The sequence below is a fragment of the Oceanobacillus alkalisoli genome (genome assembly GCF_021556485.1).
GTDB classification, from domain to species: domain Bacteria; phylum Bacillota; class Bacilli; order Bacillales; family Amphibacillaceae; genus Oceanobacillus; species Oceanobacillus alkalisoli.
Window position 1 is genome coordinate 118250 of the sequence record NZ_JAKGBW010000008.1, and the last position, 16521, is coordinate 134770.

A 16521-nucleotide genomic window follows, 5' to 3' on the forward strand; every position below is an offset into this window, starting at 1 on the left:
AGTATTGCAGCTTCTGCGCTCATGGTCGCATCACTCATACTGCCTGGTGCCGGACTGGCCCAATCAAACGGTGAGATTAGTCAGTCTATGAATGATTCTCGTAAGCTCATGGAACAGAAAGTGAATGACCGCCTCTTAGAAAGTTTCAAAGATGATGAGTTTGTAACTTTCCTAGTTAAGTTTACGGATAAAGCTCAAGTAGAAGATGTAGCTAAAGAGGCAAGAGAAAATGCAGCAAAATCAAATCTATCACTCACTCAAACAGAACATGTGCAACGATCAGCTGTAATCGCTGAATTAAAAGAAACTTCCTTTACATCACAGCAGCACGTGACAGAATTTGTTGAACAGGAGATTGAGAACGGGAATGCCAAGGAATTTGTTTCCTATCATATTGTGAACGGCATGGCAGTCACTGCAACAAAAGAAGTTGCCGAAAAAATTGCTACTTTTGCTGAAGTCGAAAAGCTACTGCCAAATGAAGTTCGCGAGCTGAACACAACAGTTTCGGAACGAGCGGAAACAGAGGAAGCAGAACTTGCAAATATCGAATGGAACGTGGAGCGTGTTGGTGCACCAGCTGCCTGGGAAATGGGAATAGACGGGACAGGCACGGTCGTCGCGAGCATTGATTCTGGTGTCCAGTGGGATCATCCGGCATTGATGGAAAAATATCGCGGTTATGATGCAAGCACCGGTGAGGCGGATCACACGTATAGTTGGTTTGACGCTACAGCGGGGGAGGATACGCCGTATGACGATGACGGACATGGTACACATGTAACTGGAACGATGGTCGGGTCTGAACCAGATGGGGCGAACCAAGTTGGAGTCGCTCCAGGTGCAAAATGGATTGCTGTTAAAGCATTCACTGCAGCAGGTGGAACGGATACAGATTTACTCGCTGCGGCTGAATGGATTATGGCTCCGGGTGGAGATGTCTCTCAAGCTCCCGATGTAGTAAATAACTCGTGGAGTGGTGGTTCGGGAATGGACGAATGGTACCGGGATGTCGTCATTGCCTGGCGTGCAGCAAATATTTTCCCTGAATTCTCAGCAGGGAACACAACATTATTTAACCCGGGCGGACCAGGTTCAATTGCTAACCCGGCAAACTACCCGGAATCTTTCGCAACAGGTGCAACGGATGTTAATGATAATTTAGCAAGTTTCTCTTTACAGGGGCCATCTCCTTATGAAGAGATTAAACCTGATGTTTCAGCACCGGGGGTAAATATTCGCTCGAGTGTACCAGGAAGTGGGTATGAAGGCGGCTGGAATGGTACGTCGATGTCGGGGCCAGCTGTTTCTGGTGCAGTCGCATTAGTAAAACAAGCGAATGCGAATCTGTCCGTTGCCGAAATAGAAGAAATCCTTACGACTACTGCAACTCCACTTACAGACGGCACATTCCCTGAGTCACCGAATAACGGTTATGGACACGGACTGCTGAATGCATATGAAGCAGTATCTTCCATTGTTTCCGGGTTAGGTGTCATTGACGGGGCTGTAAGTAGAGATGGAGAGGATACAGAAGCACCAACATATAATCATGAAGCACCAGAAGTAATATTTGCGGGAATGGATCTTGAAGTAACTATTACTGCAGAAGATGATATCAGTGTAACCTCTGTAGAAGTCGTTTATGGGGATAACCGGATTGCGGCGGAACGGGTATCTGGGGATCACTTGTCAGGTGAGTATACCGTAACGATTCCAGGTGAGGATATTGCAGAAGGAACATTTGAATATCATTTTGAAATCAATGACTTTGGAAACAATTCGGTAACAACTGATTCCTACAGTGTAACCGTAGAACCGGGAATTACAGTTGGATATTTCGAGGATTTTGAAGGAACACCTAGCGGATGGTCTATATTTGGAGAAAATAGCAGTTGGGAGCACGGGGTTCCGACTTCAGGTCCGAGTGAGGCTGTCTCTGGTGAGAATGTATATGCAACGAATTTAAGCGGCACGTATAATAGCAATGAGAATTCAACATTAGTGATGCCGCCAATTGATTTACCAGATGGAGATTCTTATTTACAATATAGTCAGTGGTACAATCTGGAGAATAACTGGGATTATGGGCATGTGTATATTTCCAGTGATATGGAAAACTGGGAACAATTAGAACGTATTACAAATGTTTCGGATGGCTGGGTGAACTCAGAAATTGATCTATCTGATTATAGCGGAGAAAGAGTTTATATCGGATTTAATCTGACTACTGATGTCAGTGTTGTCCGGGATGGTTGGTATATTGATGATGTTGGGCTTGCTGATACGTCTAGAAGTGAGTCGGCACAAGCACCGAGCATCGGAATGAATTCTAATTCTTCTATTGGATTATTGTTAGGTTACAATAGTATCGGAATGAAGAAGGCTCCAATTGATCCAGATAAATTAAAACCAGCATTTCCAGATGAAAATGAATCAGTTACAGAAGATGCAATTACACCTGCAGCTTTACCGTTAGGCGCATCAGTAAGCGTGCTAGAAAGCGACAGATCAGTGAATACAAATCCTGCAGATGGATCATTCTCTATCATGCATGCTGCAGGGGACTTCACCGTGGTTGCAGAAAGTTATGGGTATCATCCTGCAGAAGAAAATGTAACAGTTGAGGCGGATGAAACAACAACGGTTAACTTTACTTTAGAAGAACAAGATGAATACACCGTTTCAGGTACAGTAACAGATGAAGTGACTGGGGAGGGAATTGCACACGCTACACTTTTACTTGTAGAAGATGCGAATGTGGAAGCCGTCACGACAGATGAAAATGGCGCCTTTACGATTACTGCTTATGAAGGCGTATATACGCTGAAAGTACTTGCTCGCGGCTATCACGGAGCAGAAGTAGAAGCTGACTTTACTTCTGACGGGACGGTTGATATCGAATTAGAACCTTTCTACACCGTTCCTGGCGGAGAGATTGGCTATGATGACGGAACAGCGGAAAATGCTCGTGCATTCTATGAGGCAGGTAATGGTTGGGCAGTTCGGATGTCTCTTGATGAAGGACAAGATTCGGCAATTGTAACCGATGGGGTCTTCCAATTCCATGATGCGGATTGGCCTGTACCAGGAGGTACGGAATTTGCTGTTGAAGTATGGGATGCAAATGGTCCAGACGGTACACCGGGTGAACGGATTGCCGGACCAGTTGAGGCAGAAGCGACTCGTAGTCTGGAGGAGTGGACGGTTGTGGACTTGAGTGAACATTCTATCCAAGTGAATGGCGATTTCTATATGGTCTATATCCAGCAAGATGTGAATACAAATGCGCCAGGCCTAGCAACGGATGAAAATGGTCCGAACGCTGAAAGAAGTTTCCAATATGTAGATGGCGCATGGAACGCGTCTCCAGCTGATGAAGGAAACTATATGATTCGTGCTAGAGTAGACTACGAGGTGGAAGCACCAGTAATAACGTCACCTGAAGAGGGGCTTATTACGAATGAAGCGGATATTACTGTAGAAGGTAGTGCATCCCTAACTACTTCCGTTAAATTAGTGAATAACGGGGAAGAAGTAGATACTGTTGAAGTTGGCGATGATGGTGGGTTTGCAATCTCTGCAACGCTTTCGGAAGGTGATAACGAATTGGTTGCAGTCACCGTACTGGATGACACTGAAATTATGGAATCAGAACCGGTAACAGTCGTACTAGATACGGAAGCACCAGCACTTACTATCGATAATCCAGAAGACGGCGAAAAATCAAATCGTGAAACTCTAACGGTTGAAGGGACGGTTGAGGACGCTAATCTTGATTATGTCGAGGTTAACGGCCAGCGTGCTAAAATCAATGATGGAACCTATTCACTAAGGATCATTCTTGATGAAGGGGTAAATGACATTGAAGTTACAGCAGCCGACTTGGCAGGAAATTCGGCGGTTGAAGCTGTATCATTGGATGTTGACTTCACGCCTCCTGAAATCGGGAATCTGACCCCTGAGGAAGATGTGTACTTGGGTGCAGGAGAAAGCGTTAAGTTTGAATTTGACAGCGAGCCAGGCCTTCGAGCGACATTTGTCGTTCATATGCCGCTCGCAAACGTAAACTCTAACCCGACGGAATTACCAATGATGGAAACGTCTGAAGGGCATTACGTCGGCTACTGGACCGCAACAAGCAATGTTGTCGCTGAAGGAGCGGTTATCGAAGTCATCGCAGTCGATGATTATGGGAATGAAGCAAGAGACCAAACGGATGGGAAGCTATTTATTAATACAGATGAATGATGGAAAAGATGCGGCAACCTGCCGCATCTTTTTTTGAGCACACCTCTTGCAATATATGAAAAATGTAGTATACTTATCATTAGTAACTGAATAATCGATTCTAATCTTCGGGGCAGGGTGCAATTCCCGACCGGCGGTGAGGAGTATATACGTATTCTAAGTCCGCGAACCATAATTTGAATTCTTATGGTTGATCTGGTGTAATTCCAGAACCGACAGTTACAGTCTGGATGGGAGAAGATGTCGAGCCAAATCAAGGTGCGTTTTTATGTACCTTCATTTACTCTTGTATTCCCAAACCCTAAAGCCCCATTTATCGGCTTTAGGGTTTTTCTGTCTTGAAAGAAGTTTTAAGACGCTGGGAAAGAAATAAGAGTTGTCAAAGAGGCAAGGCCATCCTTCATCACGAGTTAGAATCGGTTAGGAAAAGATGAAGGAGGAAATGAAGATGCAAAATTCTGCAAAGCAATCTTCAAAGTTATTAAAACTCATTATTTTAGCACTACTGGGTACAATCGCTCTCGTTTTATTTTTCTTGAACTTCCCGCTGCCGTTCCTGCCACCGTATTTAAAAATTGACTTTAGTGATGTGCCGGCATTGATGGCCTCGCTTATATTTTCACCACTCGCTGGTGTCGCTGTCGTTCTGATTAAGAACGTACTTTATTTTGCGGTATCTGGTGCAGGAGACCCAATCGGTGTTCTAGCTAATTTCCTTGCAGGTGTCATGTTTGTCCTACCAGTATCACTGATCTATCACAAGTTCCGTAAAGGCGTGAAATCGATCGTTTCCGGCTTAGTTACAGGAACAATTGTGATGGCAGTTGGAATGTCTGTATTAAATTACTATGTTATTTTGCCTGCTTATGCATGGTTCATGGGATGGGATATGGGTGAGCAAATGGTATGGGGCGCCGTACTTGTTGGGGTGTTTCCATTTAACTTGCTGAAAGGAATTATTGTCGGCATGTTATTTGTTCCCGTGTTTATAAAAATGCGCAGTTGGATTGAACAGAAGCAAACCAATTTAGCTGCATAATATAACAGAAAAGGTTCATCTCAATCGTGGAGATGGACTTTTTTTATGTCTTTGGGAAATAAGATAGTATCCCTTAGCAAATACCGGGATGATTCTTTTGTTGTGAATGATACAATAACTCCTGTATTACGTGGAGGCATCACAAGTGAATACCAAGAAGTGGACGTAGTGCCTGCATTTTATGAAGAGATTCTGCCCGGTAAAGAAAGAACCACTGATCTTATTTTTTCACGCATTAACGGACTGTAATACTCCGACTGAAAGAATTTTCACTTTATAACAGATACCTTATTGTAAGAAGATGGAATAGTGGAATTTAAATTCGAACTACCTCTTAATAACTAAAAAGAAATAGTGGGTAAAGTCATTGCTGAATGACTTTACCCACTATTTTAGAGTGTTTCTTTATTCTTCTTCCCCCACAAGCGTTTTTGCTGTTGGTATGGCATCAAGTCGTTCTTCCGGTATCGGTTTTTGTGATACTACACTCATACCGTACGTTTTATTATCAATTCGTTCCAGTGCATCATCAATCGCTCGTAATCGCTCCTGGTGAACGAGTTCCATTCCAGCATCGCGCTCCTGTTCAAACTGTTCTGTGCCCATGTCAGCTGGGTGATTGCCATAATCAGACAGTTCACGAATCGAGTCGTTCGGTGATTCATTAGTAGATTGATTGGAAAGCTTTTCTGTTTCCGTTTTTAATTCGAGCAAGCGCTCACGGAAATAAGCTAATTTATCATCAGAAAGATAGGTTTTCATCAAAATCGCTCCTTTGCATTCAGGCAAAAATATTTAAGCAGTGACAAGCACGCTTATGCAAATGCTGCAATGACAAGGGATATTCCAAGCAGGAAGCCATAGATGGTGTTCGTTTTTCCGGTTGCAATCATGGCTGGCATCATTTCGAGCGGTTCGGTTTTCCCGCGGAAGTTTTTAATGACTGCTACGGCTTTCGGTATGCTAAAGAAAGTGATCAGTGTCCAAATTGGTAAAAGACCTGCCATAATTAAACCTAGTGTCCATCCGTAGGCGATGATAAACAATACAGCGAGTAAGGTAATTGCTTTTTCTCTGCCAACCAGTACAGCGATCGTCTTTCTTCCACCAAGTTTATCTCCGTCACGGTCACGAATATTATTAGACAAATTGATGCTCCCGATAAAAATGGTAACTGGAATCGATATCCAAATGACTTCACTCGTCATTGTAAGTGTCTGGATGAAATACGTGATGCCGATAATGACGGTTCCCATTAGGACACCGGAAAACAACTCACCAAATGGTGTATAAGATATTGGAATAGGTCCTCCAGTATATAAGTAACCGATTGCCATACATATTAAACCGATGACGGCGATCCACCAACTGGATTCCATACAAATATAAACGCCAAGAATAACAGCAATTCCATAAAACGAAACAGCTAGATTACGGATTGTTCTAGGCTCCACACCATCCCGGACAATCGTTCCGCCTATTCCGACAGATTCTTCTGTATCTAAACCGAGTTTGTAATCATAGTATTCATTAAACATATTTGTCGCAGCCTGAATTAATAAGGACGCTACGAGCATGGCGAGAAATAAGGTCCAGTTGATGGTTCCATCATGATAAGCAAGCATCGTACCGACGAATACAGGGATAAACGATGCTGTAAGTGTGTGCGGACGCATCAAGCGCCACCAGACGTCAAAGCCTGATTTTTCGTTCAATGCCTCTTTGATTGAATTTTTATTAACCGTATCCATAAATCTTCCCCCTCCACGCTATCCTATTAATCTTATGAAAATAAAGGACAAGTGTCAATTTCTTTTATTATCCTCCATATCTCCTGCTATGTTCCATTTTCTTGGCTTAATTATCAAAAAACGGTCCTTTTCTTGAGAAAGTGATGAAAAGAGCATAAAATGGTTATAGGTGTTTTTTAGTGGTATTTATCGGAGGTATAGTTATGATCGATATTCAAATGAAAGAGCTTGAAGAAAAAATAGCAGCCGTAAAGAATTCCATCGGCCCAAATGAATCATCCAAGCTTTTCAGTTTGACGAAGAAAATAGAAAATAAAGACCCTCTCCTTATATTTGAGGGGGCGAAGCAGTTTGTTAAAGACCGCTTTTATTGGATGAATCCGAATCGCACCCTAGCAATAACTGGAGTTGGCAGTGTGCAAACGTTAATAGCTGAAGAGAATCGTTTTCAGGAAACAGAGGATTTATGGAAGCAAGCGTTAGAGCATACTTGGATTGATAATCCTTACTCGACGGTGCCGGCAACAGGGTTTGTCGCTTTCGGTGGGATGGATTTTGATCCACTTGAAGTAAAAACAGAGCTTTGGAAGAAGTTTGAATTAAGCAAATTCTATATACCGGAACTGATGTGGACGACTTATCAATCACACAGTTATGTGACGGTGAATATACTTATCCATAAAGAAGAGACAATAGAAGAAGCAGCAACAAGAATCCGTAAAAACACAGAGCAGTTTGCAGCAGGAAAATCCTTCGGTGGACAGCCGATTAGGATAAGAAAAAATCAGGTCATTGCACCGGAAAAATGGAAAGAAACCGTTAAGGAAGCAACAAAGGAAATGAAAGAAAAGCGGGCAGAAAAAATTGTCCTCGCTCGGGAAGTCCGTCTAACATTTACAGAAGAAGTTAATATTACGCAAGTCCTTGAAGAACTGCATCATACACAGGCAAACAGTTACATCTTCGCATTCGAAAGTGAAGGGGACTGTTTTATTGGTGCGACTCCAGAACGGATGGTTAAAGTAGAAAAGAATCAGTTACTTTCAACCTGTCTAGCAGGAACAGCTCCACGTGGAAAGACAAAAGCGGAGGACGAGCAGATCGGTTATGAACTGCTGCATGATAAGAAGAATCGGGATGAACATGAATTTGTCGTAAAAATGATTAAAGAAGCCATACTAAAAACCTGTACAGACGTCAATATTCCGAGCAAACCGGTACTTCATCCGTTAAAAAACTTACAACATTTGTATACACCGGTCACTGGAAGATTGAAAGAATCGTATTCCATATTCGACGTGATTAAAGATTTGCACCCGACACCTGCGCTTGGTGGTACGCCAACAGAAGAATCGTTAGCTTATATACGGGAACATGAACTGCTTGACCGAGGATGGTACGGTGCACCGATCGGTTGGATAGATAGTAACCAAAATGGCGAGTTTGCGGTAGCGATCCGTTGTGGTTTGATACAAGCGGACGCGGCCTCTTTATTTGCTGGCTGCGGAGTTTTAGCTGATTCCGATCCGGAAATGGAATTTGAAGAGACGAGAATTAAAATGCTGCCGATGCTACATGTGCTGGGAGGAAAGCAGGAATGAACTATATAGAAATATTAACAAGATATACTGCCAATTTTGTCGATGAAATGAATGAAAACGGAATCCAGCATGTTGTTATTTCTCCTGGATCCCGGTCAACACCGTTAGCACTCGCCTTTTCGGAACATGAAGCGATAAAGGAATGGATCGTTATTGATGAACGCTCGGCGGCATTTTTCGCGCTCGGACTTGCGAAGCAGACGAAAGCAGCGGTAGCATTAGTTTGTACGTCAGGTACTGCGGCGGCGAATTACTATCCGGCAATTGTCGAGGCGCATTATAGCCGTGTTCCACTTGTTGTCATGACGGCGGATCGTCCCCATGAGTTAAGAGACGTGGGAGCGCCACAAGCAATTGACCAATTTCATTTGTATGGCAACTATGTAAAATGGTTCCAGGAAATGGCCCTTCCAGAAGTTGAAAATGGGATGCTTCGTTACGTAAGACAAAAGGCAGCACGATCGGTCTACATGGCGTGTGAAGGGAACCCGGGGCCGGTTCATTTGAATTTCCCATTCCGTGAACCACTTGCGCTTGATTTTTCTCTAGAAGGGATTTGGGAATATGATGGAATGACTGAACAGGCAACCCTCCTCCCGCTTGATGGAAAAAAACAGCTGACAGAAAAGCAGCTCGAAGCATTCGTCAGCCGGTTGGAAGGGATGCGGAATGGACTGATCGTCTGCGGACCGCAAGCAGATGATGAACAATTCCCAGAGCAAATAGTTGCCCTTGCCCAGAAGTGGCAGTTGCCGGTACTCGCTGACCCGCTCTCCGGGTTGCGAAGCGGGTCTCATCATAAAACAAATATCATCGAAACGTATGACGCACTACTCAAGGATAAAGCAATCCGTGACCGGATGAAGCCTGATTTTATTATCCGTTTTGGTGCTATGCCTGTCTCAAAAGCTTATTTATTTTTCATGAAAGAAAATGAAACGACTCCGCAATTCATTATAGAAAATCATTCCGGCTACAGAGAACCGACAGGCAATGTTACGGAATTCATCTTTGCTGATCCGAGTGCATTTTGTGAAGGATTGCTTGCGTTTCGGCAGCCAGCTTTTTCAGAGGATTGGTTGCATGATTGGCAAGCGATGAATGAGGTAGCGAGAAATCATTTCCTTTTTGGCAGGGAAGAAAAAATAACGGAAGGTGAAGCGATTCGGGGATTGCGTGAAGTCATACCTGAAGAGAGTACCCTTTATGTCGGAAACAGCATGGCTGTTCGAGATGTCGATACCTTTTTCTTAAGCGATGAGAAAGAGATTTCGATTCTTGCAAACCGAGGGGCAAACGGGATTGATGGAATGGTTTCGAGTGGAGTCGGGGCGGCAGCTGCTGGGAAGCGTGTGACACTCGTATTAGGTGATTTATCATTCTTCCATGATATGAATGGGCTGCATGCAGCCAAGCATTATGAACTTGATATTACAATTTTACTCATAAATAATAATGGTGGCGGAATTTTTTCATTCCTTTCTCAAGCAGAAAATCCAAAGCATTTTGAAGCATTATTTGGAACGCCTCTACATTTAGATTTTGCAAAAGCAGCTGAACTTTATGAGGCGAATTATTTCACACCTGAAACAGAAGAAGAATTGAAAGAAGTATTGCAAGTAAGTTATGAAAAGAAAGGTTTGTCAATTGTTGAAGTGAAAACGGACCGGGAAGAGAATGTGAAGTGGCACCGTGAGAAGTGGCAGGCAATTGCAGACGAAATTTTAGCAGAATAGGATGGTTTTAATTGTATTTTTCAGTAGAAAATATGAATTATTGGTACGAGATTCATGGAGAAGGGGTACCAGTCGTTCTTCTTCATGGCTTCACAGGTAGCACGTTAACATGGGATAAAATTGTGACACATCCGGATGGGATGCAATTGATTACGGTTGATTTACCGGGCCATGGCTGGACGAAGGGGACGTCAAGAATAACGATGGAGTCCTGTATTGATGATTTACACAAATTATTTCAACATCTTGAATTAGAAAAGTTTTTCCTTGTTGGCTATTCGATGGGGGGAAGAACTGCTTTAACTTATACGGTGAGGTATCCGCAATCTATTCAAGGGCTAGTTTTGGAAAGTGCTTCTCCCGGCCTCCGAGATATAACGAACAGGAAGAAACGAGCGGTAGGAGACGAAGAGCTTGCAGAGCGACTTGAGGAAGAAGGAATCGAACCATTCGTCGATTACTGGGAGAATATGCCGCTGTTCTCTACGCAGAAACAGTTGCCGGAAGAAACGCAGGCAGCAATACGCGCGGAGAGGATGTCCCAATCAGAAAAAGGTCTTGCTGATTCACTAAGAGGTATGGGAATTGGAAGTCAGCCATCCAACTGGGGTGCGTTAGAAAATGTAACGGTTCCAGTTAAGCTTCTTGCAGGAGAAGTGGATGAGAAGTTCGTAAAAATCAATCAAGAAATGGCTGGAATTTTACCTTATGCAGATTTAGAAATTTTCCAAGGGTGCGGCCATGCGTTACATATTGAGCAGCCAGAGCATTTTCGACAAGCCTTACTCGAATTTGCAAAATTGCATACATCATGAGAAAATTAATCAAGTGAGTTTTTTGGCAGAAAGATAAGTATAAATTCTTTCTTACTGCATAAGTGCAACGAAGGCATTCGCCGAAAAAAGTTTGGCGAATGTCAAGCTTTGTAATAGAATAAGGGAGGAACAAGGTTTGACTGTACAATGGGTAGAAGCTAAAAAATATGAAGAAATCATTTATGAAAAATATAATGGTATTGCTAAAGTGACGATTAATCGTCCAGAGAAGCGAAACGCATTTACACCGCTTACTGTTAATGAGATGATTGATGCCTTTTCAGATGCGCGCGATGATTCATCGATTGGTGTTATCGTTTTAACTGGTCAAGGGGAAAAAGCATTTTGCTCTGGTGGTGACCAATCGGTACGCGGACACGGCGGGTATGTTGGTGGAGACGAAATCCCTCGTTTGAACGTGCTCGATTTACAACGTCTTATTCGTACGATACCGAAACCGGTAATCGCAATGGTGGCAGGTTATGCTATTGGTGGTGGACATGTACTTCATGTCGTTTGTGATTTAACAATTGCAGCAGATAATGCGATTTTTGGTCAAACTGGTCCAAAAGTTGGAAGCTTTGATGCAGGCTACGGAGCAGGTTACTTAGCACGTCATATCGGACATAAACGTGCGCGTGAAATTTGGTTCCTCTGCCGTCAATACAACGCCCAAGAAGCATTTGATATGGGTCTTGTCAATACGGTCGTACCTTATGAGAAATTGGAAGAAGAAACAATCCAGTGGTGTGAAGAAATCTTGGAGAAATCCCCAACTGCGCTCCGTTTCTTGAAGGCATCATTTAATGCGGATACCGACGGCCTTGCTGGTCTACAACAGTTAGGCGGAGATGCAACATTACTTTATTATACAACAGATGAAGCAAAAGAAGGCCGCGATGCATTTAAAGAAAAAAGAAAACCGGACTTCAAAAAGTTCCCACGCTTCCCGTAAAACCAAAACCTTTGCTCCCACAGCAGAGGTTTTCTTTTTGAGTGGGACGTGGGGTCAGAGCATTTGTCCCGGTTGAGAGCGGGATGTGAGGTCGGAGCACTTGTCCCAGTCTAAAGTGGGATATGGTGGTCAGTGCAACTGTCCCACTTCGTCAGTAGTAAAAAAGCAATGATGCAAATGATGAAAGGAACCTATATAAATGTCTGAAATTATTCCACATTGGCTTTCCAAACGAGCGAATTTATCGCCTGAGAATACGGCACTTGAATTAGTGGACGGCAGTAATATTACTTTTCTTGAATTACATAAGAAAAGTGTACAAATGGCAAATAAAATAGCCGCTCTCGGCGTTGCAAAAGGTACACATCTTGGGATACTATCAGCCAACAATTTAAATATGGTCTATATACTTCATGCTGTCAGTTACCTCGGAGCTGTCGGTGTACTTCTGAATACAAGGCTGAGTGATGATGAAATAAATTATCAACTGCAAGATGCTGAAGTGAGTATCCTTATTACGGATGAAGAAAATTCCAATCGGCAGCTTCAAGTGAACGAAAGCTATTCGTATGATGAAGTCAATAAGCAAACAGAAGTGCAAACAGTATTGCAAAAAGAATTAAATCTAGCACAGCCATTTACAATAATTTACACCTCTGGCACCACAGGTTTTCCAAAAGGTGTCGTTCATACGTATGGCAACCATTGGTGGAGCGCTATTTCCTCTGCACTCAATTTAGGTCTTGAGAAAAACGATAAATGGTTAATTTCTCTGCCGCTTTTTCATGTAAGTGGACTGTCCACCTTGATGAAAAGCGTAATGTATGGAATGCCGATCTACTTAATGAAGAAATTTGATGTGGACCTCGTTCACGATGCAATTATGCGAAAAGAGGTGACCATCGTTTCGGTTGTAACTTTAATGATGCAGCGCCTTATGGAAAAATTGAATTCAGAAAGTTACCCTCGTACATTGCGTTGTTTTCTTTTAGGAGGTGGCCCAGCTCCAAAAATATTATTGGAGAAAGCAAAAGATAAAAACATACCGGTTTTCCAAAGTTATGGAATGACAGAAACGACATCACAAATTGCAACGCTATCTGCTCAAGATGCGTTAGATAAAATTGGCTCAGCTGGTAAGCCGCTCTTGCCTGCTGAACTGGAAATTAAGAATCCGGGTATAGATGGGGTCGGCGAAATTATCGTGAAAGGGCCAATGGTAACTGAAGGTTATTACAAAAATGAAGCTGCCAATGAGCAGACGCTAGTGAATGGATGGCTTCATACGGGAGATCTTGGTTATCTCGATGATGCTGGTTATCTTTATGTTGTCGATCGCCGAACAGATCTGATTATTTCCGGCGGAGAAAATATTTATCCATCTGAAATTGAAAATGCTCTTGTAAAACTTCCTGAGATTGAAGAAGCTGGTGTAATTGGAGTCGCTGATGAGACATGGGGAGAAGTTCCGGTTGCTTATGTTGTTTTGAATGAGCCTGTTTCGGAAACAGATATTTTATTAAACTTAGGCAAACAGCTGGCTAAATATAAATTGCCGAAAGAAATCATTTTTATTAAGGAAATGCCGAGAAATGCGTCGAATAAATTGGTTAGAAATAAATTAAAGGATATAACATAAAAAAACAGTTAAAGCTTCCGCTAAGAATAGTGGGAGCTTATTTTTTGAGACAAGTGCACTGACCCCATGTCCCAGTCAATAAATGGTTTAAATTTTTTATTATAAGGAAAACAGTTAGTACAAGTAGAGGAGGGTTATGGAAGATGAATGAGTTTTTTGATCAGTATTTTTCAGCAAGTTTTATGCATAGTTTAATGAATTTCTTAATCGCTTTAGTCGTTCTAGTCGTTGGATGGCTTATTGCTAAGGCGATTGGGAAAACGGTGGAGAAAGCACTTCATAAGACGAATTGGGATGAAAAAGTGTTCAAGCGGTATCAGGTGGAAGGGGAAGCGACATCAGATGACAGGAAGAAAATCGACACAAACGAGATAATCGGTAAGATTGTTTACTACTTCCTGTTGTTGATTGTTATTATCCTTTTCTTGAATATGCTTAGTCTCACCATTCTCGCAGGTCCATTATCAAATCTTGTAGCTACTTTATTATCGATTATTCCTGCGATTTTAAAAGCAGTACTTATCTTTGCTGTAGCTTGGGCGATTGGATTCATTGTTCAATGGTTAATTGCAGAGGGAACAAAGAAATTTAATCTCACCCGCCTGTTTTATAAAATGAAAGTCGCCAAGACAGAAGAAGAAATCCAAGGGTATATGCGCACAATCGGTAAAGTAGCATTTTATCTTATCTTACTCTTGTTCTTGCCAGCGATATTAAATGCATTAAACATTACAGGGGTAGCGGAACCATTTACAAATCTGCTGCATTCCATACTCGCATTTATTCCGAAACTGGCGGCTGCAGTATTAACTTTCGCTGTTGGTTGGTTCGTAGCTAAAATTACAAAAACAATTGTCACGAACCTTTTACAAAGTGTCGGCTCTGAAAAACTCGTAAGCCGCTTCAATCTTACAAAACTGTTTGAAGGAACGACCTTAGCAGGATTCGTCGGGAATCTTGTCTTTATTCTCATCCTCATTCCAGTTACAATTGCAGCACTCGAGCAACTGGAAATTGCCGGTATCACTGATCCAGCAATCAGCATGCTTGATAAAGCAGTTAGCATGATTCCGAATATAGCTGTAGCAATCGTACTGATACTTGTCGGTGTCTGGTTAGGGAAATTTATTGGCAAGTTTGTCCGTGATTTCTTAGGAAACATTGGATTTAACCGGATCACGGAGCAAATGGATGTAAATGAAAGGAAGATGTCCGGGAAGCTCGCACCAGCAGCTCTTGTCGGCTATATCGTCCAAGTATTAATCGTCTTCTTTATGACGATTCAAGCCTTCCATGTTTTGCAGTTAGACTTCCTAGTAGGTATTGCAACTGCTGTCACTGCGTATTTACCAATGGTTCTTGCTGCAGTTCTTACACTTGGGGTAGCGTTGATTTTAGCGAATATCGTGGAAAAAGTCTTGAAAAATATTTTATCTGGACCGGCAGCTCGAACGCTTGCTCTCTTTGCTAAAATAACGATCATCACAATAGCCGTATTCATGGCACTGACACAACTTGGTATAGCTCCTTCGATTGTAAACGCGGCGTTTATACTGATTCTTGGCGGATTGTCACTTGCATTCGGTTTAGCATTTGGTTTAGGTGGAAAAGATTTCGCAGCTAAATACTTGAAGAAATTTGATAATACAATCGAAGAGACAACGATTAAAGAAGAGGGAAAACGAAACAATGAATAATTTTGAAAAGGAAAATCAAATGATTCGGTTGGCTTTCGTACATGCATTTTCTTTAAAAAGGTAAACTAATAAAAAGGAGGATGACATCATGAAGGAGAAATATTACGTGAACATCGCAGAAGGTGGTATTTCTCAGGAAACTGAAGCCACCAACGCGACGTTTGGGATTTATGCAGATAATGGTGAGATTGGCAAGTTAAGGGAGAAAATGACGAATATGGACGATGCGAATAATGGAAGCTATATTCGGGCGCACAGTCCTTTTTTTCCTCAAGATGAATCACCCGAAAATGCTCGGTATGATAATAACCTAAAGGATCTGTATGCACTCCTCTATGAGCTTGGTGATGAGGAGACGAAAGCACATATCGAGTCCATCGGTATTCTGAACGAACCAGGTGATAATTTAGTTTAAGAAGAAAGTGGGGGAGGACCTCACTTTCTTTTTTTACATATGGTACAATGAAGCAACCTAAGGAAATAAAAAAGACGAATAAGCGGAATTATTAATACATCAAAGGTCGTGTTTTTGTTTGATTACATTTAGTGATTTTTATAATAATAAGGTGCAGTTATCCTTTCAAGATCATCCTTTTTCCAAAGATCCGAAGCATGTTTTAGTCATCTGCAGACACCGAGGAAAGTGGCTGCTAACAAAGCATAAAGAACGAGGACTGGAATTTCCAGGAGGAAAAGTTGAACCTGGAGAAATCGCAAATGATGCTGCTGTAAGAGAAGTGATGGAAGAAACTGGTGGAGTCGTTACCAAGCTCCATTATATTGGACAATATTTTGTAGATGGTAAGAAGGATTATGTCATAAAAAATCTTTATTTTGCCGAAGTGAATGAATTAAAAGAGCAACCAACCTACTATGAAACAGATGGTCCAGTATTATTGCTGGAAATCCCTGAGAATGTCAGATTTAACTCATCCTACAGTTTTATTATGAAGGACCGGATCATTGAACATGGGATTGGATATATCACAAAGAATTTTTAATAAGATTAGGCTGGGAAATAACGATTCTGATATGAA

Annotated in this window: 12 protein-coding genes and 1 riboswitch; of the genes, 10 read left to right on the forward strand and 2 right to left on the reverse strand. The window is 42.1% G+C overall.

The window, feature by feature from the left end; translation table 11 throughout:
- Positions 1-21: 21 nt before the first annotated feature.
- Both LZD48_RS10015 and LZD48_RS10020 read left to right on the forward strand, forming a co-directional pair.
- Complete coding sequence (locus LZD48_RS10015; RefSeq protein WP_235762633.1) at positions 22-4251, forward strand: S8 family serine peptidase; 4230 nt, start codon at positions 22-24, stop codon at positions 4249-4251.
- A 99-nt stretch (positions 4252-4350) separates the two neighbouring features.
- Positions 4351-4497: riboswitch (FMN riboswitch) on the forward strand.
- A gap of 202 nt (positions 4498-4699) precedes the next feature.
- The gene (locus tag LZD48_RS10020) at positions 4700-5290 is read left to right on the forward strand and encodes an ECF transporter S component (RefSeq protein WP_235762606.1); all 591 of its coding nucleotides are present in this window, start codon (positions 4700-4702) and stop codon (positions 5288-5290) included.
- A gap of 405 nt (positions 5291-5695) precedes the next feature.
- Here the strand turns inward: LZD48_RS10020 and LZD48_RS10025 are convergent, their stop codons facing one another.
- Together LZD48_RS10025 and LZD48_RS10030 are read right to left on the reverse strand one after the other, a co-directional pair.
- Positions 5696-6052: a TraR/DksA C4-type zinc finger protein gene (locus LZD48_RS10025; RefSeq protein ID WP_235762607.1), complete on the reverse strand. Its 357-nt coding sequence runs from the start codon at positions 6050-6052 to the stop codon at positions 5696-5698.
- 53 nt (positions 6053-6105) lie between these two features.
- Entirely contained in the window at positions 6106-7041 is a 936-nt protein-coding gene (locus LZD48_RS10030) for a 1,4-dihydroxy-2-naphthoate polyprenyltransferase (RefSeq protein WP_235762608.1), read from the reverse strand.
- A 203-nt stretch (positions 7042-7244) separates the two neighbouring features.
- On the opposite strand from LZD48_RS10030, the gene LZD48_RS10035 reads away from it, so the two are divergent.
- The 8 genes from LZD48_RS10035 to ytkD all read left to right on the forward strand — a co-directional run bounded on the left by LZD48_RS10035 (position 7245) and on the right by ytkD (position 16485).
- Positions 7245-8642, forward strand: a complete 1398-nt coding sequence (locus LZD48_RS10035) for an isochorismate synthase (RefSeq protein ID WP_235762609.1) — start codon at positions 7245-7247, stop codon at positions 8640-8642.
- Complete coding sequence (menD, locus tag LZD48_RS10040; RefSeq protein WP_235762610.1) at positions 8639-10378, forward strand: 2-succinyl-5-enolpyruvyl-6-hydroxy-3-cyclohexene-1-carboxylic-acid synthase; 1740 nt, start codon at positions 8639-8641, stop codon at positions 10376-10378. Before LZD48_RS10035 ends, menD begins: the two co-directional genes overlap by 4 nt.
- A gap of 11 nt (positions 10379-10389) precedes the next feature.
- Positions 10390-11193, forward strand: a complete 804-nt coding sequence (menH, locus tag LZD48_RS10045) for a 2-succinyl-6-hydroxy-2,4-cyclohexadiene-1-carboxylate synthase (RefSeq protein ID WP_235762611.1) — start codon at positions 10390-10392, stop codon at positions 11191-11193.
- Positions 11194-11329: 136 nt separating this feature from the next.
- Positions 11330-12148 (forward strand): 1,4-dihydroxy-2-naphthoyl-CoA synthase, encoded by an 819-nt coding sequence (gene menB, locus LZD48_RS10050; RefSeq protein WP_235762612.1) that lies wholly within the window; start codon positions 11330-11332, stop codon positions 12146-12148.
- Between the two features lie 199 nt (positions 12149-12347).
- The gene (locus LZD48_RS10055; RefSeq protein WP_235762613.1) at positions 12348-13787 is read left to right on the forward strand and encodes an o-succinylbenzoate--CoA ligase; all 1440 of its coding nucleotides are present in this window, start codon (positions 12348-12350) and stop codon (positions 13785-13787) included.
- Between the two features lie 143 nt (positions 13788-13930).
- Entirely contained in the window at positions 13931-15484 is a 1554-nt protein-coding gene (locus LZD48_RS10060) for a mechanosensitive ion channel (protein ID WP_235762614.1), read from the forward strand.
- 88 nt (positions 15485-15572) lie between these two features.
- Positions 15573-15899: a hydrolase gene (locus LZD48_RS10065; protein WP_235762615.1), complete on the forward strand. Its 327-nt coding sequence runs from the start codon at positions 15573-15575 to the stop codon at positions 15897-15899.
- Between the two features lie 118 nt (positions 15900-16017).
- Positions 16018-16485: an RNA deprotection pyrophosphohydrolase gene (ytkD, locus tag LZD48_RS10070; protein ID WP_235762616.1), complete on the forward strand. Its 468-nt coding sequence runs from the start codon at positions 16018-16020 to the stop codon at positions 16483-16485.
- The last annotated feature ends 36 nt before the right edge of the window (positions 16486-16521 follow it).